This is a genomic window from Ruegeria sp. AD11(2025) (genome assembly GCF_056542405.1).
This window is the reverse complement of sequence record NZ_JBQFZU010000016.1, coordinates 24550-46956: the sequence shown is the minus strand read 5'-3', so window position 1 is coordinate 46956 and position 22407 is coordinate 24550. Positions and strand designations below refer to the sequence as shown.

32 protein-coding genes are annotated in these 22407 nt (G+C 58.7%); 19 read left to right on the top strand and 13 right to left on the bottom strand.

What is annotated here, in order from left to right:
* Positions 1–118 precede the first annotated feature (118 nt).
* Positions 119–889 carry an FCD domain-containing protein gene (locus ACR1XY_RS15600; RefSeq protein ID WP_480594533.1) on the top strand — a complete coding sequence of 257 codons (771 nt, stop codon included), beginning with the start codon at positions 119–121 and terminating at the stop codon, positions 887–889.
* Positions 889–1377 carry a metal-dependent hydrolase gene (locus tag ACR1XY_RS15595; RefSeq protein WP_480594532.1) on the top strand — a complete coding sequence of 163 codons (489 nt, stop codon included), beginning with the start codon at positions 889–891 and terminating at the stop codon, positions 1375–1377. The genes ACR1XY_RS15600 and ACR1XY_RS15595 overlap by 1 nt, the downstream gene beginning before the upstream one ends.
* A gap of 117 nt (positions 1378–1494) precedes the next feature.
* Here ACR1XY_RS15595 and ACR1XY_RS15590 read toward each other — a convergent pair whose 3' ends face one another.
* From ACR1XY_RS15590 to ACR1XY_RS15570, 5 genes are all read right to left on the bottom strand, one after another.
* Positions 1495–2055: a F0F1 ATP synthase subunit B gene (locus ACR1XY_RS15590; protein WP_480594531.1), complete on the bottom strand. Its 561-nt coding sequence runs from the start codon at positions 2053–2055 to the stop codon at positions 1495–1497.
* Between the two features lie 5 nt (positions 2056–2060).
* Complete coding sequence (locus tag ACR1XY_RS15585) at positions 2061–2612, bottom strand: F0F1 ATP synthase subunit B' (protein ID WP_170694642.1); 552 nt, start codon at positions 2610–2612, stop codon at positions 2061–2063.
* 86 nt (positions 2613–2698) lie between these two features.
* The gene (locus ACR1XY_RS15580; RefSeq protein ID WP_005981269.1) at positions 2699–2923 is read right to left on the bottom strand and encodes a F0F1 ATP synthase subunit C; all 225 of its coding nucleotides are present in this window, start codon (positions 2921–2923) and stop codon (positions 2699–2701) included.
* A gap of 48 nt (positions 2924–2971) precedes the next feature.
* Positions 2972–3730, bottom strand: coding sequence for a F0F1 ATP synthase subunit A (locus ACR1XY_RS15575; RefSeq protein ID WP_480594530.1), 759 nt, complete (start codon positions 3728–3730; stop codon positions 2972–2974).
* A 2-nt stretch (positions 3731–3732) separates the two neighbouring features.
* Positions 3733–4065: an AtpZ/AtpI family protein gene (locus ACR1XY_RS15570; RefSeq protein WP_480594529.1), complete on the bottom strand. Its 333-nt coding sequence runs from the start codon at positions 4063–4065 to the stop codon at positions 3733–3735.
* A 231-nt stretch (positions 4066–4296) separates the two neighbouring features.
* On the opposite strand from ACR1XY_RS15570, the gene ACR1XY_RS15565 reads away from it, so the two are divergent.
* Complete coding sequence (locus tag ACR1XY_RS15565) at positions 4297–4632, top strand: ArsR/SmtB family transcription factor (RefSeq protein WP_480594528.1); 336 nt, start codon at positions 4297–4299, stop codon at positions 4630–4632.
* Positions 4633–4638: 6 nt separating this feature from the next.
* Here the strand turns inward: ACR1XY_RS15565 and ACR1XY_RS15560 are convergent, their stop codons facing one another.
* The 4 genes from ACR1XY_RS15560 to ACR1XY_RS15545 form a co-directional block, all read right to left on the bottom strand.
* Complete coding sequence (locus tag ACR1XY_RS15560) at positions 4639–5052, bottom strand: universal stress protein (protein WP_480594527.1); 414 nt, start codon at positions 5050–5052, stop codon at positions 4639–4641.
* A gap of 90 nt (positions 5053–5142) precedes the next feature.
* The gene (locus ACR1XY_RS15555; protein WP_480594526.1) at positions 5143–5427 is read right to left on the bottom strand and encodes a hypothetical protein; all 285 of its coding nucleotides are present in this window, start codon (positions 5425–5427) and stop codon (positions 5143–5145) included.
* Between the two features lie 58 nt (positions 5428–5485).
* Entirely contained in the window at positions 5486–6397 is a 912-nt protein-coding gene (locus tag ACR1XY_RS15550) for a DMT family transporter (protein WP_480594525.1), read from the bottom strand.
* On the bottom strand, positions 6394–7272 hold the full coding sequence (locus ACR1XY_RS15545; RefSeq protein WP_480594524.1) for a LysR family transcriptional regulator: 879 nt from the start codon (positions 7270–7272) through the stop codon (positions 6394–6396). The genes ACR1XY_RS15550 and ACR1XY_RS15545 overlap by 4 nt, the downstream gene beginning before the upstream one ends.
* Positions 7273–7392: 120 nt before the next feature.
* On the opposite strand from ACR1XY_RS15545, the gene ACR1XY_RS15540 reads away from it, so the two are divergent.
* Entirely contained in the window at positions 7393–7974 is a 582-nt protein-coding gene (locus ACR1XY_RS15540) for an FMN-dependent NADH-azoreductase (protein ID WP_480594523.1), read from the top strand.
* A gap of 71 nt (positions 7975–8045) precedes the next feature.
* Positions 8046–8786 carry an aspartate/glutamate racemase family protein gene (locus ACR1XY_RS15535; RefSeq protein WP_480594522.1) on the top strand — a complete coding sequence of 247 codons (741 nt, stop codon included), beginning with the start codon at positions 8046–8048 and terminating at the stop codon, positions 8784–8786.
* On the opposite strand, the gene ACR1XY_RS15530 is transcribed toward ACR1XY_RS15535, so the two are convergent.
* Positions 8787–9317, bottom strand: coding sequence for a prolyl-tRNA synthetase associated domain-containing protein (locus ACR1XY_RS15530; RefSeq protein ID WP_480594521.1), 531 nt, complete (start codon positions 9315–9317; stop codon positions 8787–8789).
* Positions 9318–9405: 88 nt separating this feature from the next.
* Here ACR1XY_RS15530 and ACR1XY_RS15525 point away from each other — a divergent pair, with 88 nt between their 5' ends.
* The 9 genes from ACR1XY_RS15525 to trmD all read left to right on the top strand — a co-directional run bounded on the left by ACR1XY_RS15525 (position 9406) and on the right by trmD (position 15812).
* The gene (locus tag ACR1XY_RS15525) at positions 9406–9924 is read left to right on the top strand and encodes a hypothetical protein (protein WP_480594520.1); all 519 of its coding nucleotides are present in this window, start codon (positions 9406–9408) and stop codon (positions 9922–9924) included.
* 161 nt (positions 9925–10085) lie between these two features.
* On the top strand, positions 10086–11594 hold the full coding sequence (gene ffh / locus ACR1XY_RS15520; protein ID WP_480594519.1) for a signal recognition particle protein: 1509 nt from the start codon (positions 10086–10088) through the stop codon (positions 11592–11594).
* Positions 11595–11596: 2 nt separating this feature from the next.
* Positions 11597–12151 carry a GNAT family N-acetyltransferase gene (locus ACR1XY_RS15515; protein WP_480594518.1) on the top strand — a complete coding sequence of 185 codons (555 nt, stop codon included), beginning with the start codon at positions 11597–11599 and terminating at the stop codon, positions 12149–12151.
* A 34-nt stretch (positions 12152–12185) separates the two neighbouring features.
* Positions 12186–12482: a chorismate mutase gene (locus ACR1XY_RS15510; protein WP_480594517.1), complete on the top strand. Its 297-nt coding sequence runs from the start codon at positions 12186–12188 to the stop codon at positions 12480–12482.
* A 42-nt stretch (positions 12483–12524) separates the two neighbouring features.
* Entirely contained in the window at positions 12525–12905 is a 381-nt protein-coding gene (rpsP, locus tag ACR1XY_RS15505) for a 30S ribosomal protein S16 (RefSeq protein ID WP_480594516.1), read from the top strand.
* A gap of 12 nt (positions 12906–12917) precedes the next feature.
* Positions 12918–13553: a 5,6-dimethylbenzimidazole synthase gene (bluB, locus tag ACR1XY_RS15500; RefSeq protein ID WP_480594515.1), complete on the top strand. Its 636-nt coding sequence runs from the start codon at positions 12918–12920 to the stop codon at positions 13551–13553.
* 146 nt (positions 13554–13699) lie between these two features.
* A complete protein-coding gene (rimM, locus tag ACR1XY_RS15495) occupies positions 13700–14203 on the top strand; it encodes a ribosome maturation factor RimM (protein WP_480594514.1) in 504 nt (167 codons plus the stop codon).
* Complete coding sequence (locus tag ACR1XY_RS15490; RefSeq protein WP_480594513.1) at positions 14203–15018, top strand: hypothetical protein; 816 nt, start codon at positions 14203–14205, stop codon at positions 15016–15018. The genes rimM and ACR1XY_RS15490 overlap by 1 nt, the downstream gene beginning before the upstream one ends.
* Positions 15015–15812, top strand: coding sequence for a tRNA (guanosine(37)-N1)-methyltransferase TrmD (gene trmD, locus ACR1XY_RS15485; protein WP_480594512.1), 798 nt, complete (start codon positions 15015–15017; stop codon positions 15810–15812). Before ACR1XY_RS15490 ends, trmD begins: the two co-directional genes overlap by 4 nt.
* Here trmD and ACR1XY_RS15480 read toward each other — a convergent pair.
* Positions 15809–16609 (bottom strand): glycoside hydrolase family 25 protein, encoded by an 801-nt coding sequence (locus ACR1XY_RS15480; RefSeq protein ID WP_480594511.1) that lies wholly within the window; start codon positions 16607–16609, stop codon positions 15809–15811. The genes trmD and ACR1XY_RS15480 overlap by 4 nt on opposite strands.
* A 380-nt stretch (positions 16610–16989) precedes the next feature.
* Here ACR1XY_RS15480 and rplS point away from each other — a divergent pair, with 380 nt between their 5' ends.
* From rplS to ACR1XY_RS15460, 4 genes are all read left to right on the top strand, one after another.
* Positions 16990–17373, top strand: a complete 384-nt coding sequence (gene rplS, locus ACR1XY_RS15475) for a 50S ribosomal protein L19 (protein ID WP_170328369.1) — start codon at positions 16990–16992, stop codon at positions 17371–17373.
* A gap of 11 nt (positions 17374–17384) precedes the next feature.
* Entirely contained in the window at positions 17385–17606 is a 222-nt protein-coding gene (rpmE, locus tag ACR1XY_RS15470; protein WP_170428949.1) for a 50S ribosomal protein L31, read from the top strand.
* 122 nt (positions 17607–17728) lie between these two features.
* Entirely contained in the window at positions 17729–18472 is a 744-nt protein-coding gene (locus ACR1XY_RS15465) for a hypothetical protein (RefSeq protein ID WP_480594510.1), read from the top strand.
* Between the two features lie 93 nt (positions 18473–18565).
* Positions 18566–18793, top strand: a complete 228-nt coding sequence (locus ACR1XY_RS15460; protein ID WP_480594509.1) for a hypothetical protein — start codon at positions 18566–18568, stop codon at positions 18791–18793.
* 10 nt (positions 18794–18803) lie between these two features.
* Here ACR1XY_RS15460 and ACR1XY_RS15455 read toward each other — a convergent pair whose 3' ends face one another.
* Both ACR1XY_RS15455 and ACR1XY_RS15450 read right to left on the bottom strand, forming a co-directional pair.
* Positions 18804–20399, bottom strand: a complete 1596-nt coding sequence (locus tag ACR1XY_RS15455) for an MFS transporter (protein ID WP_480594508.1) — start codon at positions 20397–20399, stop codon at positions 18804–18806.
* 80 nt (positions 20400–20479) lie between these two features.
* Complete coding sequence (locus ACR1XY_RS15450) at positions 20480–21367, bottom strand: AEC family transporter (protein WP_480594507.1); 888 nt, start codon at positions 21365–21367, stop codon at positions 20480–20482.
* 207 nt (positions 21368–21574) lie between these two features.
* Between ACR1XY_RS15450 and ACR1XY_RS15445 the strand changes: the two genes are divergently transcribed.
* A complete protein-coding gene (locus ACR1XY_RS15445) occupies positions 21575–22384 on the top strand; it encodes a division plane positioning ATPase MipZ (protein ID WP_480594506.1) in 810 nt (269 codons plus the stop codon).
* The last annotated feature ends 23 nt before the right edge of the window (positions 22385–22407 follow it).

Sequence of the window (22407 nt, the reverse complement as noted above, 5' to 3'; positions counted from 1 at the left end):
CAGGCAGATTAGGCGTCGCGCTCTTAATGTCAATAGTTCTGACCTATTGTAATAAACGGGCGTTCTTGAACCCACTCGGAATACGTGGTCATATGATTTGACCAATTTCGGAACGCCCATGCCTTTTCAGAAAATCCAGCCCGCAAAACTGTCCATCGCGGTGGTCAAACAGATCGAGATGCTGATCCTGCGAGGTATCCTGCGCCCGGGTGAACGGCTTCCGGCAGAACGTGAACTGGCGGACCGGTTGGGCGTTTCCCGGCCTTCGCTGCGCGAGGCAATCTCGGACTTGCAGGATCAGGGTCTGCTGACCGCCAAGGCAGGCTCTGGCATCTACGTGGCCGAGGTTCTGGGCTCGGCCTTTTCCCCGGCGCTGGTCCGGTTGTTCGGCAGCCATGAAGAGGCGGTGTTCGATTACCTCTCGTTCCGCAAGGATCTTGAGGGCCTCGCCGCCGAACGCGCCGCGCGACTGGGATCGGACAGCGATCTGAAAGTCGTGCAGGCGATCTTTGACAAGATGCAAGCCGCCCACGGGCGCAACGCCTCCGAAGATGAGGCGCAGTTGGACGCCCAGTTCCACATGGCCATCATAGAAGCGAGCCATAACGTGGTGATGCTGCACATGATGCGTTCGATGTACGAGTTGCTGCAACAGGGCGTGTTCTACAACCGCCAGATCATGTTCCAGCAGCAAACCACGCGCGGGGCTATTCTGGACCAGCACCGAGCCATCAACACCGCCCTGCAAGCCCGAGACCCTCAGGGCGCACGCGATGCGGTTCATAGGCATCTCAGCTTTGTCCAGAGATGCATGGACGACCACCAGAAAGCCCAGCGCAACGAAGCCATCGCGCAGCAACGGCTGCAGCACGAGACAGGTCAGACCTGATGTTCATCGGGCATTTACCAGGGGCCTATCTGGTCTTTCGGGCGACCACGCCAAATGTCGGTAAAACGGTCTTCGCCGCGGCGATGCTCGGTGCGATCGCACCGGATCTGGACATGCTATGGTTCTATCTGGTCGACGACCAGGCACATCACCACCACGCATACCTCACGCATCGCCCGGTTTTGTGGGCGGGTATCGTATTGTTGGGGTTTGTCACCGGATTGCGCCGGCCGCAGGCGGGGCGTGTCGTGGCCTATTTTGGGGCCGGTGGGCTGGTCCATATGGCGCTGGATTCCATCGTCGGTGAAATCACCTGGCTATGGCCGCTTTCGGACTTCTCCCACCCAATCGTAACTGTTGAGGCCACGCACTCGCATTGGATTCTCTCATTTCTCAACCACTGGACGTTTTTGGTTGAGATCGGGATAACCGTGCTGGCTGTAGTCGTGTTTTTCTCTGGCAGCGACAGGTCGGCGCGCGCAGACTAAGGCCAGCTTTGCTATGGCGGCGCAACCCGAGTGTCGCTCCGGACCAGAAGGCTGTTCCAAAAATGGCAAACCCGGCAGAAAACTACCGGGTCGCACAAAGTTCGTACTGGGCAAAGCTTAGTGCAGCTTTTCGCCTACATCGGCAATCGCCGCGTCGATCAGCTTGTTCGCCTGTGTTGCCGTCATCTGCTTGGCCAGAACCGCGTTTGCTGCAGAAACAGCAACGGTGATGGCCTGATCGCGGACTTCCTTCACAGCCGACGCTTCCGCCGATGCGATCTGGTCCTGCGCAGCGGCCAGACGACGTGCGATGGATTTTTCCAGATCGGCCTTGGCCTGTTCCGCAGCCAGAGCGGCGTCGTCTTTCGCAGCCGCCACGATGGCATCCGCCTGCGTCTGCACTTCGCGCTGCTTGCGCTCGTACGAGGCCAGCAGGCTGCGCGCTTCTTCGTGCAGGGCGCGAGCTTCCTCCAGTTCGGACTTGATGCCCGCGGCGCGGTTGTCCAGCGCACCACCGATCAGGCCCGGTACCTTGAAATAGAACAGGACCGCGATGAAAACGATGAAGCCCAGAAGGACCACAAAGTCAGTGTTGCCAAGCGAGAAGAACGGGCCGCTTGCGGCAAATGCCGGGCTGGCGGCACCAACGGTCAGGATAAGGGCAAGAGTGTTCCGCATGTCACTTATCCTTTCGTCTGCGCGTCAACGGCACTGTTGATGGCTTTGGCATCCGCCTCGCCGCCCAGTGCGGTGACCAGTTCAGCCGCCGTATCCTTGGCAACCACTTGAATGCTTTCCAGCGCACCGGCACGGATGTCGGCAATTGCCTTTTCCGATTCAGCCGCCTTTGCAGCGATTTCCGCGTCCGCTTTGGCAATCGCGTCATCCAGACCAGACTGGATTTCGGCGCGGGCTTCCGCTGCGATACGCTGTGCCTCAGAACGGGCATCGGCCAGCGCTTTGTTATAGGCTTCTTCGGCCTCGACCGCCTTGGCCTTCAGATCTTCGGCCGCAGCCAGGTCATTTGTAATGGTCCCCTGACGCTCAGCCAGGATTGCCGCGATGCGAGGCAGAGCCACGCGGGACAGGACCAGAAAGATGACGACCAGCGTAATGACCAGCCAGAAAATCTGGTTGGGGAACCAATCGAAGCAAAGCTGTGGCATCCCGATGGCAGAGCCATGCGAGTCGACGCACGAGCCAACTACTTCTTCGCTAATGGGTTCAGTCGCCATGATGTCCTCCGTCGGAACGTTGTCTTTACAACAGGTGGGCCGCTATGGCTTGGACCCACCTGCGCGTAAGGATCAGGTTCCGCAGATTAGACGGCGAACATCAGCAGCAGCGAGACCAGGAATGCAAAGATCCCCAGCGCTTCTGCGAATGCGATACCGATGAACAGGGTTGCGGTCTGCGAAGCAGCCGCCGAAGGGTTGCGCAGGGCGCCGGCCAGGAAGTTGCCTGCAACGTTGCCCACCCCGATTGCGGCTGCGCCGGAACCGATTGCTGCCAGGCCTGCGCCGATGTGTGCGAGATCGCCTTCCATGATGTATCTCCTTACGAATTGGAAGTTTCGATGTTGGGGTATCGGACCTTAGTGCGAAGGATGCAGCGCATCTTTCAGATAAACACAGGTCAGAATGGTGAATACGTAGGCCTGGATAAAGGCCACCAGGACCTCGAGGCCGTACATTGCGGTGATTGCCAGAACGGACACGGGCGAGATCACGGCGACCGCGGCGAAGCCTGCGAAAACCTTGATAACCGCGTGGCCAGCCATGACGTTACCAGCAAGACGAATGGAGTGGCTGACCGGACGTACGAAGTACGAGATCAGCTCGATGATCGCCAGGATCGGGCGCAGCGCCAGCGGCGCGCTGGAGACCCAGAACAGGCCCAGGAATGCAGCACCGTTCTTGACGAAACCCAGAATGGTCACGGTCAGGAACACAGCCAGCGCCAGCGGAATGGTGACCGCGAAGTGCGACGTGGTGGTGAATGAGGTCGGGATCAGGCCCAGGAAGTTCGCGCTGACTATGAACATGAACAGGGTCATGACATAGGGGAAGAACTTGACGCCTTCCTTGCCGCAGATGTCTTCCAGCATCTTGTAGATGAAGCCGTAGGTCAGTTCCGCGATCGACTGCATCCGGCTAGGCACAATCGCGCGCTTGGACGTGGGCAGAACCAGCAGAGCAGCGACAGCCAATACTGCCAAGAACAGCCACAGGGTCACGTTGGTGACCGTGAACATGCCGACCGCTCCGTCGCCAAACAGCGGCTTAACGATGAACTGGTCCATCGGGTGGAATACCAGGCTGCTGCCTTCTGCTGCGGTGGTCTCAGTTGCCACGTTTAGTCCCTCTCGTCCTTCTCGGCCGCGTTTGCAGCCGTTTGTTTCTCTTGGACCTCTTTCGCGCTGCGGAGCATAACCTTCACGCCCGCGACAAGGCCCAGCAATGTGAACAGCACCAGAAAGATCGGGATTGTCCCGAGCAGGCTGTCCAGCCCGTATCCGATGCCAAATCCGATCCCCAGACCGGATACCATTTCGATGACCATCCGCCAGGCAAGCTCGCCGCCCGAGACGTCAGCGTCCGCGCGAGGTTTGGGCTCTTTCGCCTTTTTCGCCGCCTCGATCTTGGCCTCCAGCTGCGCCATACGCTGCTTTTGGTCGTCGTCGGTCACGGGCGTTTTCCTCGCTCAGTCTTGGGCACGGTGCTAAGGGGCGAAGGGCGCAGAGTCAACGACGTTGAGCGCCCCAATTGCCGCAGCTTAGCGTATTGTTTTAAATTGATTTTTCATCTGGCGCCGCGCAAGTCAAAACCGCCTGACCCTTTCTGTCCCGTTCAAATGCATTGAATCCGCATATTCAACCAAATGGTTGACCAAACCCGGGCACTGTGGTTCAGCGGAGGCATGTCCAAAGATCTCGACACTGTATTCGCGGCCCTTGCCGACCCCACGCGCCGCGCCATTCTGGCGATGCTGCTTGAGGATGACATGGCCGTCACCGATGTGGCTGAACCGTTCGAGATGTCGCTTGCGGCGATCTCAAAACATCTGGTCATCCTGACCAAGGCAGGGCTGATCAGTCAGGAAAAGCGCGGACGGGTGAAATGGTGCAAGCTGGAACCCGACGCCCTGCGTGCGGCGTCTGTCTGGATGCAAGGGTTCGGGCAGTTCGAACCGGTCAATCTGGATGCATTCGAGCGGTTTCTGGAAACCGAGCTGCCCGCAGTCGAAGAGCCCTAGCAGGACCTAACGCACCACAAAGACTGAAACCTTGGCGTGATTGGCCAGATATCCGGCATGACTTGAAAAGATATAGTCCGTGATCCGCGGCGCATGGGTGCCCGCGACAATCAGGTCGGCACCGATTTCCTCGGCAGCGCGAGCCAAATCACCATCGACCTCAGCCGCGACATCGACGGAATGGATATTTCGACATGCGACTTCCGTTCCACTGTTCTTGGCAAGCTGGTCAGCGAAAGCGCGCAGGTCTTCGTTGATCTTTGCGTCCGTCTGAACCGGATCACCAGGCTGAGTTCCCGTTACGCTGACAACTGTAATCTTGGCGCCCTGCCATTTGGCAACCTCAGCTGCAACATCGGCAGCTTTGCGGACCTCTGGCGGAAGATGCAGGTCAACAGGGAACATGATGTGAGTATACATGGCGAATTCCTCCTCAGCCCAAAGCATAAGGATATTCGCATGTATCGGCCTTGATCTGCCTCAACGGCACGGCGGAGCACCTGATTCGGCCTACCCTTCCTGACTGTATTCCACGCCGGTAATAACTCCGAACGGGTCCGCCCGACAGAGCCACGGTGCCTGGGCGCCGACCACGGACACCGTCGTTACGGAGCCTGTAGGATCGTTATGGGTTGAAACCGCAGAAACGCCTTCGGGTCTCACTCCGGTTTCAGCCGAGACAAGCGCCTCGCAACTGCCGCGCAGATCGGCCTCTGAATCCGTGTTGCCGGGTCCGGGCGGAGTACAGGCAGCCAATCCTGCCACCGCGATCAAGAAGAATGCTGATTTCGTCATCTTGTGCCTGCGTAACACCTGTGTCCGACGCTGGCATAATTTTGCGGGAAAGCAAGCTTCATTCGGACACCGGGTTCGTTATGCGGCGCTGTTCTTCGGTTTTCAGCAGCAGCACAAGCGCGACGATGGTCAGGATTGCCCCGACAACAACCAGCAGCGGAGGCGGCTGCTGACCCAACGCGATTTCCCACAGGATCACCCAGCTGGGCGTCAGATAAGTATAAGCCATCACTTTGGCCGAGGGCAGCCGCAATGTAGCGAACTGGACCAGGACAAAGCTGGCCGCGGTGGCAAATATCGAGACATAAAGCAGACCAAGCCAGACGATCAACGGCAGGTTGGTCCAATCGGTCGCCCGAATGTCAGACCAACCATAGAGCGTCAGCAAAACGCAGCCCGCCACGAGGGTGCCAAAGGTGAACACCACCGCCGGTTCTCCCCGGTTCAACTTGCGCACCATCGGCGTGTAAACCGCATGCGCCGCGCAGCCCCAGAAATAGATAATCTCGCCGCCTCCGATTTGGAATGCGGTGAAAGCCTGCCAATCCGCCCGGAAAATAACCCAAAGCGCACCCATCGCGCCCACCGTAAGGGCTAAGGCCATCCGGGGCGTCGTGACCTGCCGCAATAACACCCACCCTGCCATGGCCGACATCACCGGGGTCAGCGTGAACACGGCTGCGGCACTGACCGGGGGCGCTGTCTTTAGACCGTAGAACATCAGGACAAAGTAAGTGGCAAACAACCCGCCCAGCACCAGATAGCGCCACGGAGACTGTGTTGCACTACGCGGCAAGCCGGTGGTCATCATTGCCGCAACACCAATCACGACGGAGGCGATCAGAAACCGCGCCGCCGTGATCGCCTCGGGTGCGATCTGATTGGCGATCAGCGCGCCCAGTGAAAAGCTACCCGCCACCAAGGTTGAAAACACAAGCATGGCCAGATGGCCCTGCGCCTGAGGGCTCACGCCAGCCAGCCTTTGGATTGCTCTTTCAAATATGTCAGAAAACTCTGAACCTTGGTTGTGCGGTGCAGGTCCACATGAGTGACCAGCCACAGGTTCCCGAACCATTCCGAAAGCGGGTCGACCACTTCGATCAGATTGGGGTCACGGGCCGCTTCCCAGCGAGCCATGAAGCCGATCCCGGCACCGGACAAAACCGCCTCGCGGATGCAGAAGTTGTTGGTACAGCGAAAGGTGATGTTCTCTGCAGGTACTGTCGCGCGCAACCACCGGGAAAACGGCGCGCGGCTGTTTTCGTCGTCGGTACTGACGAATTGATGGTTGCTGAAATCCTCGACGCTCGAGGGTGTCCCATGGCGATCCACATAATCCTTGCTGGCGAACAGGCCGATCTCTTGCGTGATGAACGGTTGCACCACATTGTCCGGTTGATCCGGGGCCGAACCCGCGCGAATAGCCACATGAGCTTCACCGTATTCCAGACGGAACAGGCGATCTCCGGTCAGGTAGCGCACGATCAGACCCGGATGCAGGCGTTGGAACTCGCTGAGCACCGGCACTACGAGGGGCGCCAATGACGACAGAGATGTCACGACCAATTCACCCGAGACGTCATCGCCACGCCCCTTCATCCGCCCGACCAGTTGGTTGAACTGGTCTTCGGTCGCCTGTGCCACGCGCAACAGGTCTTCTCCGGCCTCGGTCGGGGTGTAGCCACGCGCGTGACGCTGGAACAGCTTGGTGCCCAACCGCGCCTCAATCGCATCAATATGTCGGATCACCGTCGCATGGTGCACGCCCAGCACCTCGGCCGCGCCGCTGACGGTACCCATGCGGGCTACCTGATAGGCGGTTCTTACTTCGTCCCAATTGTCCACGGCATCACCACCACTGTGCAATTTCCAACATCAACTGTTGATGTATCCGAGTTTTGTTCATGTACGCAATATCCATATTGGGGTCAGACGCGAAATCCCTATCCACAAGGACCAAGTGAAATGCCCAATACCATCCTGCATATCGACGCCTCGGCCCGCCGCGCGGGGTCTGCAACCCGAGATCTGTCCGACCGCATCGTCAAACATCTGGGCGCCGCCCGCATCATCCGCCGTGATCTGGCAAGCCCCCTGCCCTTGCTGACCGAAGACTGGATCAACGCCAACTTCACACCGGCAGATCAACGGGATGAGACCCAGCGCGACCAACTGGTGCTGTCGGACACGCTGGTGAACGAATTGCGAGAGGCCGATACAATTGTCGTCGGCCTGCCGATCTACAATTTCTCTGTACCGGCTGCGTTCAAAGCCTGGATCGATCTGGTTGCGCGCGTTGGGTTGACCTTTTCCTACACGGAAAACGGCCCTAAAGGCCTGCTGGAAGGCAAACGCGCGGTTTTGGCCATTGCCTCGGGCGGTACCGCCGTCGGGTCCGAGATAGATTTTGCCACCAACTACGCCAAACACGTGCTGGGCTTTATCGGCATTCATGATGTTGATGTTGTTGCCGCCGACCAGATGGCCCTCGACGCCGAGACCACACTGGCCAACGCCCATAAAGCCGTGACCGAGTTGGCGGCATAAACCCTCTGGCTTTTACACTCTCAAACGTCCAGTCTGCGCCCGAAGGGGATTTGTCAGGCTGGGCGCTTAACATGAAGAAAATCGGTATTCTGGGCGGTGTGGGCTGGGCTTCGACCGTAGACTATTACCGGGCAATTGCCGAAGGTGCAGGCAAGCATTTCGCCGAACGGGGTCACGGCTCCCCACTTCCCATTCCACCCATGACAATTGAATCTGTCACACAGGCCAAAACCCGGGCTCTGCGCGGGGTGGCCGGAGACGAAAACAGTTGGGCTGGTTTCGACGCAGTCTTCCGCGAGGCCCTTTTGACGCTGGAACGTGCAGGCTGCGACTTTGGAATCATTGCGTCAAACACACCCCACACACGTTTTCACGCGATCCGGCAAGGCGTTTCGATGCCAATTCTCAGCATATTCGATGCAACGGCCGAGGCCACTGCCTCATCCGGTGCCTCCAAGGCGTTGGTTCTGGGAACGGCTGTGACCATGCAGGCGACTGACTACGCTGACCGCCTCGCCAAAGAGGGTATCACCGCCATTGAACGCCTGCCCGAACCTGAAATTGCCGAGATGCAAGCCATGATCGACAGTGAATTTTATGGCGGTGCCTCTGAGACCGCCCGCGCTCGGTTGCTAGCTTTCTGCAACGACCACGCTGCGCCGGGAACCGCTATCCTACTGGCTTGCACCGAGCTTCCTTTGGCCTTCCCCGACCATCTGGACGACCCGGTGTTTATGGCAGACGGGCATCTGTTCATCAATCCTTCTGCCGCGCACGTTACCGCCGCACTTAAAGAAGCGCTGCAGGACTGATCAGGACAGCCAAGTCACCTCACAGCCAACCCGGTCAAAAAACGCGATCAGATCGGCCCGTGCCATCGCAACGGTGCGGTCATTGACCAGCGGATGCATGTAGATGACATCCACCTGCCGCGCCGCGCTGTCCATGAAGAACCGCACATCGTTCTTCACCCCGTTGATCATCGCCAGCGGACTGACCGCACCGGGCCGGATACCGAGGTTCTGCAGCAATCGGTCCGCCGAACCGAAGGACAGGTTGCCCACGCCCAGTTCCGCCCCCAGCGACTTGAGGTCAATCTCGCGGCTTTGCTCCAGCGTCACGAGATAGTTCCGCTTTTTCTTGTCCCGCAGGTACAGGTTCTTCAACCGCAGAGCGTTTTCGCCCGGCACCATGAACTGATCTTCTACTGCCTTGGAGTCTTCGACTGTGCGCAACGGGACATGAGTATGCAGCAGATAAGCCAATCCCCATTCATCTAATCGCGCCAACAGCGCGTCAGAGCTGAGCGGCAAAGTATCCTGAAAAGCAGATGATGCGTCCATGGGAACCTCCTGTTTAGCGCGCTCATCGCGCAACACGAGGATGAATTCAAGCCACGACAGCGCCAGAATTCAGTGTTAGCGTGCCGTCATGAAAGTGACGCGCAACACCCCAAACCAATTGATCTTGTCCAACACTCCCTGGCTGATCGGCATCATGTTGGTCACCTTTATCCTATGCTTTGTCGGCGCAGGCTTCTTCATGGCCAACGAAGGGGGTGAGGGCGTGTTTTTCGGCATTGTCTTTGCTCTGTTTGGTGGTGGGTTGGGCTTTGGTGCGTTCTGCGTCTTTGTGCGCCGCGTTCAGGTCATAATGAACCGCAACAGCAATAGCGTTTTGATCCGTCGCCAATCAATCTTTGGATATGACACTGTAGAACATGAGCTGTCGAACCTGTCCCATGCCGAGGTGGAAACCACCACCTCGACTCGCGACAGGACCACGTCCAAGATGCATCGTCCCGTTTTGATCCTGGAAAAGGGCATGAGCGCCGGACGCCACCCGATTGTCGAAGCCTATGTCAGCGGGCGCGGCGCGCAGCGGATGGTCGATGCGGTCAATGCATGGCTTCCGGCGCGCGAGGTTGACTCCGACAGCCAATCCGCCTAAATCCCCTCCAAACATCCGGAAGCGTGTGATCTTCCGGTCCCTTGAGTCGTTCAGGGATCGCCCCCCACCAGCGAGTTTCGCCCGTGGGGGCGTTTGTGTATTTAACCGGCGCATCCTATCTAGGGCACGCCATCAGAAAACCGGCATAGGAGGCCGAAGGCATGTTTGAAAATCTATCCGAACGCCTTTCCGGCGTCTTTGACCGGCTGACTAAACAGGGTGCCCTGTCCGAGGAAGACGTCAAAACCGCCCTGCGCGAAGTTCGCGTTGCACTACTTGAGGCTGACGTTTCGCTGCCGGTTGCCCGTGAATTCGTCAAGAAGGTTCAGGAACAGGCGACCGGTCAGGCCGTTACCAAGTCGATCACTCCCGGTCAGCAGGTCGTCAAGATCGTGCACGACGCGCTGGTTGATACCCTGCGTGGCGAAGAAGACCCCGGCAAGCTGAAGATCGACAATCCACCTGCCCCGATCCTGATGGTCGGTCTGCAGGGCTCGGGTAAGACGACCACAACCGGTAAGCTGGCAAAGCGCCTGAAAGAGAAAGAAGGCAAGAAGGTCCTGATGGCCTCGCTCGACGTCTATCGCCCAGCGGCGATGGATCAGCTGGCGGTTCTGGGCACGCAGGTCGGCGTTGATACTCTGCCGATCGTTCCCGGCCAGAAGCCGGTCGACATCGCTAAGCGTGCCAAACAACAGGCGACGCTGGGCGGCTACGACGTCTACATGCTCGACACCGCGGGCCGTCTGCATATTGACGAAGTTCTGATGGACGAAGTCGAGCAGGTCCGTAACGCGGTTGATCCGCGCGAGACGCTGCTGGTCGTCGACGGCCTGACCGGTCAGGTAGCCGTTGAGGTTGCCGAAGAGTTCGACGCCAAAGTTGGCATCTCGGGTGTGGTTTTGACCCGGATGGACGGTGACGGGCGCGGCGGTGCGGCCCTGTCGATGCGCGCAGTCACCGGCAAACCGATCCGCTTTGTCGGTCTGGGCGAGAAGATGGACGCGCTTGAAACCTTCGAGCCGGACCGAATCGCCGGTCGTATTCTGGGCATGGGTGACATCGTTGCCCTGGTCGAAAAAGCCCAGGAAACGATGGAGATGGAACAGACCGAGCGCATGATGAAGCGCATGGTCAAAGGTCAGTTCAACATGAACGACCTCAAGATGCAGCTGGAACAGATGATCCAGATGGGCGGCATGCAGGGCATGATGGGCATGATGCCGGGCATGAACAAGATGGCCAAGCAGATGGATCAGGCAGGTCTGGATGACAAGATCTTGCGCCAGCAGATCGCCATGATCCAGTCCATGACCAAACGCGAACGCGCCAACCCGCAACTGCTGCAGGCGAGCCGTAAGAAACGCATCGCAGCCGGTTCTGGAATGGAGGTCAGCGACCTCAACAAGCTGCTCAAGATGCACCGGCAGATGTCGGACATGATGAAAAAGATGGGCAAGATGGGTAAAGGCAAAATGCTGAAACAGGCCATGAAGGGCATGTTCGGCAAAGGCGGCCCCAGCCCTGAAGAAATGGCCGCGGGCATGGACCCCAAGGCGCTGGAACAGGCAGCCAAGGCCATGGGTGGCAAGATGCCCGGTGGCCTGCCCGGTATGGGTGGCGGCATGGGACTACCCCCGGGGCTCAGCGGTTTCGGTAAGAAGAAGTAATCATGTCAGCCCTTGAACCTCATATCCCCCGGCTTGAGACCGAGCGTCTGATCATGCGTGCACCGTCTGTGGCTGATCTTGACGCTGAGGCAGAGTTTTTCGCCTCGGACGCCGCTAAATATGTTGGCGGCCCGCTGCGTCGGGATGAAACATGGCGATCCATCGCAATGCTGCTTGGCCATTGGGCCATTCGGGGTTTTGGCTTTTGGGGTGTCGAGGAAAAAGATACCGGCATTTATGTCGGCCGTGTCGGACTGTGGTTCCCCGACGGCTGGCCCGAGCCCGAGGTTGGCTGGACGCTGATGAATTTTGCCACTGGCAAAGGTTACGCGACCGAGGCCGCGTTAGCCGCACGCGCGCACGCCTATGACGTGCTGGGTTGGGAAACCGCAATCTCGCTGATCGACCCGAAAAACCACGCAAGCAAAGCCGTTGCCGAGCGGTTGGGCGCCAAGCTCGATTATCACTATGAACACCCCAAATTCGGCACCACTGAAATCTGGCGTCACCCCGCCCCCGCCGATCTGGTGAATGGTGGCATGGAGGCTTACGCATGACCCATACCGCTTTGACCGCTGAGAGGACCGGCCAATGACCAACCCCGTGACGCGGGCCGCCGCGCTGTTGAAGGAGCACCGCGAAAGCATCGATCGACTGGACGCGATCCTTGTCTACACGTTGGGCGAGCGGTTCAAGCACACGCAGGCCGTTGGCAAGCTCAAGGCCGAACACGACCTTCCCCCGTCCGATCCCTCGCGCGAGGCTGCGCAGATCGCACGGTTAGAAGACCTGGCGAAACAGGCCAATCTGGACCCTGACTTTGCCAAGGCTTTCCTGAATTTCATCATTCAGGAAGTCATCCGACACCATAAGAAACACCAGAACTAACCGGGCAATTCCCGGTAAACGCCATCCAAAGGAGATACCACCATGGCAATGAAAATTCGTCTCGCCCGCGGCGGCTCGAAAAAACGTCCCTTCTACCGCATCGTGGCTGCTGACAGCCGCATGCCCCGCGACGGCCGTTTCATCGAGAAACTGGGCACCTACAACCCGCTGCTGCCGAAAGACAGCGAAGAGCGCGTGAAGATGGACATGGAACGCGTTCAATACTGGCTGGACCAGGGCGCCCAGCCCACCGACCGTATCGCACGTATGCTGGAAGCTGCCGGCAGCCGTGAAAAAGCCGAGCGCAACAACCCCAACAAGGGCACCCCGGGCAAGAAAGCTCAGGAACGCGCGGAAGAAAAAGCTGCAAAGGCCGCTGAAGCTGCCGCTGCACCGGCTGAAGAAGCAACCGCAGAAGAATAAGCGGGCGAGCGCGTGCAGGATCAAACTTTCAGCGACGATTTTCGCACGCAGTTCGATCTGCTGATGCGGCTCCGGCGTGATGTGCGCCGGTTCCGCACCGATCCCGTGGACGAGGCAGTGCTGACGCGCTGCCTCGACGCATTTCGCCTGGCCCCTTCGGTGGGGCTAAGTGAGCCCTGGCGTGTTATCCGCGTCGAAAGCGCGGTCGCGCGGGCAGCGGCGCTGAAGAATTTCCAAGCTGCAAATGCCGAATCCCTGGCCGGGTATTCCGGCGAGAAAGCACAAATCTACAGTAGTCTGAAGCTGTCCGGGATGCAGGAAGCCCCCGTGCAATTGGCCGTGTTTTGCGACGACACCACCGGCAAGGGGCAAGGTCTTGGTGCAGGTACGATGCCAGAGGCGCGGCGCTATTCCGTCGTTTCTGCTATCACGCTGTTCTGGTTGGCCCTGCGCACCCAAGGGCTGGGCCTGGGCTGGGTATCCATTCTGGACCCCGTTAAGATGACCCGTGACCTGAACGTTCCGGATGGCTGGCGCCTGATCGGCTATTTCTGCGTCGGCTGGCCGGAAGAGATGTCAGACACGCCCGAGCTGGAAACTGTAGGCTGGGAATCCCGTTACCACACCCTGCCCATCGAGGTGCGATAGGCAGATGTTCGGATTGATACGGCTTCCTATCCTGTTGTTGATCGCATTTATTGTGGGCGTGTTCTTTGAACGCAATAACCAACGCGAGGCCTGTGCCACGCGGGGGAACTGGCTGGATGGGCTTTGTGTGACAGTGGACAAGCCAAATGAGTGATCTGATCTGCGTAGGCAGCATTGCGGGCTCTTATGGTGTGCGCGGCGAAGTGCGCCTGAAAAGCTATTGCGCGATTCCGGAAGATATCGAGGCTTACTCGCCCCTGACGGATGAAACCGGCGTGAAGCGCTATCCGCTGGTTCTGACCCGCACGATCAAGAACGGATTTGCAGCAAATCTTGGCGGAGTTGAAACCAAGGAAGAGGCCGACGCCCTGAAAGGCCTGCGTCTGTTTGCCCGTCGCGATCAACTGCCTTCTCTTCCGGATGACGAGTTCTACCACACTGATCTGATCGGCCTTGAGGTTTACGATACCGGCGGCACGCTGCTGGGTCGGGTCAAATCGGTGCAGAACCACGGTGCGGCCGACCTGTTGGAACTGCACGGGCCAGGCCTGAAGGCCACCGTTCTGCTGCCTTTCACCCTGGAGGCGGTTCCAACCGTCGATCTGGACAAGGGGCGCATCATCGCCGATCCGCCCGAAGGGCTGATCTAATGCGCCGCGTCCTGCTGCATCTGGGTCTGCACAAAACCGGAACCACGGCAGCACAGTCCTTTCTCTATGGCAATCGCGAATTGATCTGGCCGCATTTTGCACTGGTGCTACCCTATCGCACCCGCAAGTCCGGTCTGTCGCGGGCGGCAACCAATCACTCGATTTACGGCACCGTCGGCACCTTGTCCGAGTACGGAATCCTATTGCGAGAGTTTCTGGAGACGTTGGATTTCGGCGACAAACGCGGGCTGATCCTCAGCGAGGAGAACTTCGCCGGTCGACGCCCCAGCCGCAATACCGAAAACGGTTACGCAGCCGCACCAGAGCTTGCAGCTTGTCTGGTGGATGAAATCCGCCATCGCTTTTCCGGGCAAGAGCTCGAGATCACGATCTATCTGTCCTTACGCCAACGAGGCGGCTGGTTGCGCAGCCTTTGGGCACATGATCTGGAACGCATTCGCCAGGTCCACGACTTTGAAACTTTTCGATCGAATCTGGATCATCTGCCGCCCTTGCAGGACACGGTAGATCAGATCCGGGACCGGCTACCGTCGGTTACTGTTGTTGACGAATGGCTTGAAGAACTGCAGCTGCGGCGTTATGGCCCCGGCACTCCGTTTGCCGAGTATCTGAACCTGCCCAGCGACAAGGCCAAGCTGCTGGTGCCGCCCACAAAGGTCAACAGTCGCCTGCCGGAAGATGCTCTGGCAGAACTGCTGGATCTGAACCGCTCGCGTCTGGACGAGGCTGCTCTGATCGAACAGAAGAAAGCGACAATTGAACGCGCCAAAGGCGCGCTGATCGACACGACATGACAGACAAGCCTAGTAAATCCCACGGCCGCAAAGCGATCCGCCCGACACTGAAACCGCGCGAGCTGCTGACCCCTACGCCGGACCTGCATGGCGTGTGGAAGGCAAAAATCATCACGCTGTTCCCCTCGGCCTTTCCCGGGGTGCTGGGGGAAAGCCTCACTGGCAAGGCCCTGCAGGAAGGTCTTTGGCAATTGGAAACCGTCGACCTCCGCCAATTCGGTGTCGGCAAGCACCGCAATGTGGATGACACGCCCGCAGGCGGTGGCGCGGGCATGGTGCTGCGTGCCGATGTGCTGGGGGAAGCGATCGAACACACGATGGCGGATATTCGCGGCAACTGGCCGTTGATCTATCTGAGCCCCCGCGGTCGCCGGATGGACCAGCGCATGATGCAGAACCTGGCGCGTTGTGATGGTATGACCTTGCTGTGCGGCCGTTTCGAAGGCGTCGATGAGAGGGTGCTGGAACATTACGGCGTGCAAGAAGTCTCCTTGGGTGATTTCGTCATGACCGGCGGCGAGATCGCGGCGCAGGCGCTGATCGACGCGACGGTGCGTCTGATCCCCGGTGTGCTGGGCAATCAGGCCTCAGCCGAGGAAGAGAGCTTTTCCTCGGGCCTCCTGGAACATCCGCAATACACCCGCCCCGCCGAGTGGGAGGGTCGGCCGATCCCCGATATCCTGATGTCCGGCCACCATGGGCGCATTGCCGAGTGGCGGCACGAGATGTCCGAAAAGATCACCCAGGAACGACGCCCTGATCTGTGGGAAGCTTATCGAAAGTCCCGCGACTAACCCCCCGCTTTCCAACGCGCCCATGTCTCGGGGTGGCCGTTGAACGTGTTGATATCCACCTTGCCCTGAACACCTGGCACCAAACCTGTTCCGGTATACTGCCAGAACCGCCAAGAGGCTCTGGGGTAGACTTTGTGTGGATGCCCGGCAACGGACCGCAGCCAGAATTCGGTTCCTGGCAAGCGGCCAATATCGGTGTCGTCGTAAAAATCCACCGTTGTGTAGACGATAGGCCGCCGCCCGTAGTGGCGTTCGAGAATATCGAGGAAACGTTCGGCTTCGGCGCGAACCGTGGCGCCATCGGGGCGCAGCCTGCAGGTTCTGGAATGTGGAGTCCACTCCATGTCCAGCACATGCGGAAGGTCAGCGCCCCTGGGCACGTTCCGGATGAACCACCGAGCCTGCTCGTGCGCCGGACGGCAGAAATAGTAGTAGTGGTAGGCGCCCCACGGCACCCCCGCCGACTGTGCGCCCCGCCGGTGGTCGTCAAACATGGGGTCGGCCACGTCGCCGCCCTCAGTCGCTTTGATGAACACGAAACTGACGCCCGATGCCCTGGCCCGGTGCCAGTCGATCGCACCCTGCCAGCGCGACACGTCCAGCCCATGCACCGGGTAATGGCCGGGATGTCGCCCATCCCAATCGTGCGGGTCGGCATCGCCGAAGGCCGGGTATATGACCGAAGGCGACGTGGTATCCAGAAAAGCCTTGGCCTCGATCTGTTGGGGCGGAGGAGTGCTGCGACCGCAGGACAGAGTCGCCATGGCCATGACGGCCAGCATCAACGCTATGCGCATGATGTGTTCCTGTTTTTAAAAACTGCTCATATAATTCCCTCCAGAATGCCTGATTGGTCTCACAAGGCAACGGTGTATTTTTCGGATGGCGAAAACCCACCGTCTAGCTTTGAAAATATGGCGATTTTGGCTTGATCCCTGTTTGCAAACCTCGTAAAGCAGCGCAATCCGGTGCCGCAACTGCGCGACTCCGGTGTTTTGGTTTGCACCATGGCGCAACGCTTAGCTTTCTTCAGCCAAGGCGTGTCAGGGCGGATCAGACCAAAGGAACATTCGATCTGACCTCTGGCGGGCTGTGCGCAGGACCCGATGAAGACCAAGAGCTCTCAGGCCGTGCCCAAACTTCGTGGACCAACCACGAGCAGATAGGAGAACCTGCGATGGACCTGATCGCACAGCTTGAGGCGGAACAGATTGCCGCCCTGGGGAAAGACATCCCCGATTTCAAAGCCGGAGACACCATCCGTGTCGGCTTTAAAGTGACCGAAGGGTCGCGTACCCGTGTGCAGAACTATGAAGGTGTCTGCATCGCGCGCAAAGGTGGCAGCGGCATCGCCGGTTCGTTCACCGTTCGCAAGATTTCGTTTGGCGAAGGCGTGGAGCGTGTGTTCCCGCTGCATTCGACCAACATTGACAGCATCACCGTTGTCCGCCGTGGCCGCGTCCGTCGCGCCAAACTGTACTATCTGCGCTCGCGCCGTGGTAAGTCCGCGCGTATCGCAGAAGTCACTAACTACAAGCCCAAGGCTGGCGCCGAGGCGTAAGGAGCGGAAAGATGAAAAAAGACATCCATCCCGATTATCACGTCATCAACGTCAAAATGACCGATGGCACCGTGGTACAGATGAAATCCACCTGGGGCGCCGAAGGCGACCAGCTGGCTCTGGAAATCGACCCCTCCTCGCACCCCGCGTGGACTGGTGGCTCGTCGCGCCTGATGGACGCCGGTGGCCGTGTGTCGAAGTTCAAGAAGAAATACGAAGGTCTGGGCTTCTAAGCCTGACTTGTTTGAGATGCGAAAGGCCGTCCCTTGGGGCGGCCTTTTTTTCTGCTGTTCAATAACTTGAACTGTAGGTCAATTCGATTGCAGCGCACCAGGAACAGTGACAGCTTGCGTGCATGTTTCGTATTTTCGTCAACACATTGATCATTCTTATTCTGACAGCGCTGACGCAGATTGGCGGGCTTGCCTGGGGAATTGCACTGTTTTTCAAAAGACGATTGATTTCATTTTTGGTTGCCTATGTCGCTCTATCACTCGCCACGATCTGGATCGCCCCGCAATTCGGGCGCGTAGCGTTAAGCTGTTCAGAAAGCGGCCCGCTGCAAGTTCAAAGCTGGATGTACTGCGCCCTGAACAGAAACTATGTCTCTCCAGAACTCGCCGATGTTTTGCAGGATGTTGCTGAAGAAATGGATCGCCAATACCCGGGGACTAAAACTCTTGTTCTGGACGCAAACTTTCCATTTCTGAACGGATTTCCCCTGCTGCCACATCTGTCACATGATGACGGAGAAAAGGCTGACCTCGCATTCTATTACGCCGAAGACGGCAGTTACCTGAGTGGCGCTACGCGATCTCCAATCGGATACTTCGCCTTTGAGCAAGGCGGCACCAACTGCCCAAAGCGTTGGCCGGCTCTGAGATGGGATTTCGATTTCCTGCAGCCCCTTTGGCACAGCTACAGCTTAGATCCTCAACGCATGCGTTCGGTGATAACTGTGCTGTCTGAAGACGACCGCGTGGGCAAGATTTTCGTTGAGCCTCATCTGGCCCAGAACCTAAATGTGTCCGGTCCCAAGATCCGCTTTCAGGGATGCCGCGCCGCACGCCATGATGACCACATTCATTTTCAGCTTTAACGGCATTCATCAGGCACAGGCCAATTTCGCCAATAGTCAGCAGGTGCTATACTGGTCCGCAACGCAGGTATTAAATCCACGGAGACCCAGAATATGCCCCAGTACAATGATATGATCGAGCTGTCGGTCGAGGATATGGACCTGATCGAAACGGCGTTGCGCGGCTCGGTCGCCTCGTTGTCGCAGGCTGCGTTGGATGGGGCAGAAAACGGCCAGACGGATCGCGAAGACACCCTGCGGCGCATTCACGATCTTCTGGGCAAGCTGCACGACCAGAAGGTGTTTTACCGCCCAAAAGGCGGGGTATATTTGGGGGGGTAGGCAGACACGCCTAGCGTGGTTTGCGCGTCAATTCTGCCGCGCTGTGCACCGGCGGCACTGGTCCACGCAGCAGCATGAGCGCCAAGGCCATTCCGACAAGCGCTGCAATCGCGGCAACCAGCATTGCGCTGTTGAATGCGTTGTCCTGCAAGTCCCGCAGCGCCTTGGCCAGGGCAGTTCCGGCCGATGGATCCATCCCCGCGATCTGCTGCTGTATCTGGCTGGGCGTGCCGTGGGTCAGCGCATGGGCCAAATCCTCGCGCTGAGTCGATCCGGTGGGCAGCGCATCGATCACTTCGGACAGGCCACGGCGTTTGGTGATGGATTCGGCAAGGCCTCCGACCACGGCCCCCAAGGTGGCCCCGAAATAGAGGCAGGCGTTGATCACGCCCGATCCCTGCCCCACATGCTCTTCCGGCAGCAGGCGCAGACCGAGGCGCGGCAGCAGCGAAAAGCAGATACCCATGCCGATACCTACAATCAAAAGTTTCCACCAGATCTCGGCATATTGCGTGGCGTTCGTGGTCGTCATCAGCAGCAGGAACCCAATCCCCATTGCCCCAAGGCCAATCGCAACCGGCCATTGAAAGCTGTAGGGCGCCAGAAATCGCGGCGCAGTGACCGAGATGACAAACATGCTGAGGCTGAGCGGCATGATCGCCAGCCCGGCGCCGATAGACGAATACCCGAAGGCATCCGGTGACTGCACGAAAGTGTTGAAATAGACAAAGAAGCAGAACAGCGTGAAGCCGGTAAAGAACATCCCCGCCGCAGCCATGAAGTAACGCGGATGACGGAAGTATCGCAGTTCGATCAGCGGGTCTTCGGCGCGGCGTGAGACGATCACCAGAACAACGGTCGCCACCGCCGCAATCGCCAGCGGAACCAGTGTGAGCGGCGTCGCCCATCCGCCGCTTTCTCCGTTGCTGAGCGCAAAAGACAGCGGCCCGAGGAACAAGAGGATCGCAACCGCCCCCGGGTAATCAAATTTTGCCCCCGCAAGGCGTGTGTCGGGGACGTATTTGCGCCGACTGACATGCAGCCCAATAGCAAAGGCCACGGCCAGCAGCAGCAAATCGGTCGCAAAAACCGCCCGCCAACTTACATAGTGGCCAAAGGCCCCGCCGACGATTGGACCGACGCCGATCGCCAAACCAACGATTGCACCCCAAGCCCCGGTGACGCTGGCGCGCTGCTCTTCCGGCGTGGCGGCGGTCAGCAGTGACAAAGATGTCCCGAACAGCGCCGCCGCCCCCGCCCCCTGCGCACCGCGCCCAAACAGCAGCATCGCCCCATCCTGCGCAAACAGAACCGAGGCGGATCCGATGGCAAAAACGATCATGCCAAAGAAAAACACGCCCATCTTGCCGGTGATGTCACCCAACCGGCTGACGATGGTGACAAGCGTGGCACTGGCCACCGTATAGATCGCCATTACCCATTGCAGTCCAGACGGGGTCAGATCGAACTCGGCCTTGAGGTTGGGCAGTATGGTGGCGACAGCGGTGGTGTTAAACCCCACGACCATCATACAGATTGCCGTCATCGCCAACACCACACGGGCGCGGGCCTGTGGGGTCACGTCTTCAGGGGACTTGTCACGCATCAAATTGCCCTCAAACTATGGTTGTTTAACGCAATTATTCAGCAGTTTAGCGATTTTTACCTCTGCGCATAGGGTGCACGTCAGATCCAAAATGACAACGCAACCGGCAGCACGACAATCGTGCTCAGAGTCGACACCAGAATAAAACCGGCCACATCCGGCCCGTATTCAGGCACGTGCTGGTCGATGAACAGATAGGTCGCCACCGAAGACGGCATCAGGCAACACAGGATCACTGCGCCGCGTTCGGCCCCGGTGAAGCCGAACGCCCAGACCAGACCGCTGGCGATCACAACCGCCATCGCAAGATGCATTACAGTCAGTATCAAAGCCCGGCCAAGGCTTTTGATCTGCAAAGTCGCCAGTGTGTGGCCCAGTGTCAGCAGCATCAACGGGATCGACAGCCCTCCGAGGATATCAAAGGACTTGGCCACCGGCTGAGGCAGGGTGTACCCTGTCACCATCAGGATCAGAGAGACCACCACCGCATAGATGATCGGCGACGTCGCGATTTTCTTTGGCGAAAACTCTCCGGCCGGTATCCACATGCCGATAGTGAAGATGCTGATCAGCACGACAACCACGAAGCCCATCGTATAGGCCATCCCCGCATCACCCAATGCCAACAGGGTAATCGGCAAGCCGATATTGCCGACGTTGCCATGCATCAGTGGTGTCAGAAACGCCCGTACCGGCAGATGCATCGCCTTCAACGCGGCAAATCCCAACACTCCAAACCCGGCAATCGCCAGCGCGGCAGCAGCCATCACATCCAGAAACGTATCCACGGCTATATTGGTGGTGGACAGGTGCGAGATGATCAGCGTCGGATACCCCACGCGCGAGACAAGCCCGCCAATCACTTTGTTGTCGAAGGGCGCCTTGATCAGGGCCAGACTATAGCCGATCCCGGCACAAATCAGCACGGGCAGGACCACATTCAGAACGTTCAGAAACAGATCGTCCAAGCTCGGTCCCTATCCTAATTCACCGCTCTAAACTGTGAATCAGGGCAGCTTGTTTGACAAGCGCGCAGTCTAACCCGCGCCCACGCCTTGGTTTTCCAAATTAGAGCCTGTTATCACCGATTGGGGTTCTTCCCTTCCCGCTTTCCACAACATATAGTAGCTGGCAACAACGTGTGGGCAAGCACGGCGGGACGTGGGAATACAAGCATGGCACATATTATCGTAGTGGGGAACGAGAAGGGCGGCGCAGGCAAATCGACCGTGTCGATGCATGTGGCAACCGCATTGGCGCGCCTGGGTCACAAGGTCAGCACACTGGACCTGGACCTGCGGCAACGCAGCCTTGGGCGCTATTTCGAGAACCGCGGCAATTTCATGAACGGCTCGGAAACACAGCTGCCCAGCCCGCGCCACCATGACCTGCCCGAGATCGATGCCAGCAAGCTGAAACCCGGCGAGAATATTTATGACCACCGCCTGTCCGCCGCAGTGGCCCAGTTGGAAAGCGACAGCGATTTCATCCTGATCGACTGCCCCGGCTCGCATACCCGCCTCAGCCAGGTGGCGCATTCGCTGGCCGACACACTGATCACGCCATTGAACGACAGTTTCATTGATTTCGACCTGCTGGCGCGTATCGATTCTAAGGGTGAGAAAATCCTCGGGCCGTCGGTCTATTCCGAGATGGTCTGGAACGCCCGGCAGTTGCGAGCACAGGCCGGGCTTAAACCCATCGACTGGGTCGTCGTGCGCAACCGTGTCGGCACGCAGCGCATGGTCAACAAGGAAAAGATGCAGCGCGCGATTGAAATGCTGTCTCAGCGCATCGGCTTCCGCGTCGCGTCGGGCTTTTCCGAGCGGGTGATCTTCCGCGAACTGTTCCCCCGCGGCCTGACCCTGCTGGATCTCAAGGATATCGGGGTCAAACAGCTGAACATCTCGAACATCGCCGCGCGGCAAGAGCTGCGTGACATGATGAAAGAACTAAACCTTCCGGGCGTAGAGATTGATTTCTAGAAAGCCCCGGTAAGTCTGCCACA

Bases quoted from the DNA above. Each gene is read 5' to 3' on its own strand.
- ACR1XY_RS15600 (WP_480594533.1), top strand. From the start codon at position 119: ATGCCTTTTCAGAAAATCCAGCCCGCAAAACTGTCCATCGCGGTGGTC.
- ACR1XY_RS15595 (WP_480594532.1), top strand. From the start codon at position 889: ATGTTCATCGGGCATTTACCAGGGGCCTATCTGGTCTTTCGGGCGACC.
- ACR1XY_RS15590 (WP_480594531.1), bottom strand. From the start codon at position 2,055: ATGCGGAACACTCTTGCCCTTATCCTGACCGTTGGTGCCGCCAGCCCG.
- ACR1XY_RS15585 (WP_170694642.1), bottom strand. From the start codon at position 2,612: ATGGCGACTGAACCCATTAGCGAAGAAGTAGTTGGCTCGTGCGTCGAC.
- ACR1XY_RS15580 (WP_005981269.1), bottom strand. From the start codon at position 2,923: ATGGAAGGCGATCTCGCACACATCGGCGCAGGCCTGGCAGCAATCGGT.
- ACR1XY_RS15565 (WP_480594528.1), top strand. From the start codon at position 4,297: ATGTCCAAAGATCTCGACACTGTATTCGCGGCCCTTGCCGACCCCACG.
- ACR1XY_RS15560 (WP_480594527.1), bottom strand. From the start codon at position 5,052: ATGTATACTCACATCATGTTCCCTGTTGACCTGCATCTTCCGCCAGAG.
- ACR1XY_RS15555 (WP_480594526.1), bottom strand. From the start codon at position 5,427: ATGACGAAATCAGCATTCTTCTTGATCGCGGTGGCAGGATTGGCTGCC.
- ACR1XY_RS15540 (WP_480594523.1), top strand. From the start codon at position 7,393: ATGCCCAATACCATCCTGCATATCGACGCCTCGGCCCGCCGCGCGGGG.
- ACR1XY_RS15535 (WP_480594522.1), top strand. From the start codon at position 8,046: ATGAAGAAAATCGGTATTCTGGGCGGTGTGGGCTGGGCTTCGACCGTA.
- ACR1XY_RS15530 (WP_480594521.1), bottom strand. From the start codon at position 9,317: ATGGACGCATCATCTGCTTTTCAGGATACTTTGCCGCTCAGCTCTGAC.
- ACR1XY_RS15525 (WP_480594520.1), top strand. From the start codon at position 9,406: ATGAAAGTGACGCGCAACACCCCAAACCAATTGATCTTGTCCAACACT.
- ffh (WP_480594519.1), top strand. From the start codon at position 10,086: ATGTTTGAAAATCTATCCGAACGCCTTTCCGGCGTCTTTGACCGGCTG.
- ACR1XY_RS15515 (WP_480594518.1), top strand. From the start codon at position 11,597: ATGTCAGCCCTTGAACCTCATATCCCCCGGCTTGAGACCGAGCGTCTG.
- ACR1XY_RS15510 (WP_480594517.1), top strand. From the start codon at position 12,186: ATGACCAACCCCGTGACGCGGGCCGCCGCGCTGTTGAAGGAGCACCGC.
- rpsP (WP_480594516.1), top strand. From the start codon at position 12,525: ATGGCAATGAAAATTCGTCTCGCCCGCGGCGGCTCGAAAAAACGTCCC.
- rimM (WP_480594514.1), top strand. From the start codon at position 13,700: ATGAGTGATCTGATCTGCGTAGGCAGCATTGCGGGCTCTTATGGTGTG.
- ACR1XY_RS15490 (WP_480594513.1), top strand. From the start codon at position 14,203: ATGCGCCGCGTCCTGCTGCATCTGGGTCTGCACAAAACCGGAACCACG.
- trmD (WP_480594512.1), top strand. From the start codon at position 15,015: ATGACAGACAAGCCTAGTAAATCCCACGGCCGCAAAGCGATCCGCCCG.
- ACR1XY_RS15480 (WP_480594511.1), bottom strand. From the start codon at position 16,609: ATGCGCATAGCGTTGATGCTGGCCGTCATGGCCATGGCGACTCTGTCC.
- rplS (WP_170328369.1), top strand. From the start codon at position 16,990: ATGGACCTGATCGCACAGCTTGAGGCGGAACAGATTGCCGCCCTGGGG.
- rpmE (WP_170428949.1), top strand. From the start codon at position 17,385: ATGAAAAAAGACATCCATCCCGATTATCACGTCATCAACGTCAAAATG.
- ACR1XY_RS15465 (WP_480594510.1), top strand. From the start codon at position 17,729: ATGTTTCGTATTTTCGTCAACACATTGATCATTCTTATTCTGACAGCG.
- ACR1XY_RS15460 (WP_480594509.1), top strand. From the start codon at position 18,566: ATGCCCCAGTACAATGATATGATCGAGCTGTCGGTCGAGGATATGGAC.
- ACR1XY_RS15455 (WP_480594508.1), bottom strand. From the start codon at position 20,399: ATGCGTGACAAGTCCCCTGAAGACGTGACCCCACAGGCCCGCGCCCGT.
- ACR1XY_RS15445 (WP_480594506.1), top strand. From the start codon at position 21,575: ATGGCACATATTATCGTAGTGGGGAACGAGAAGGGCGGCGCAGGCAAA.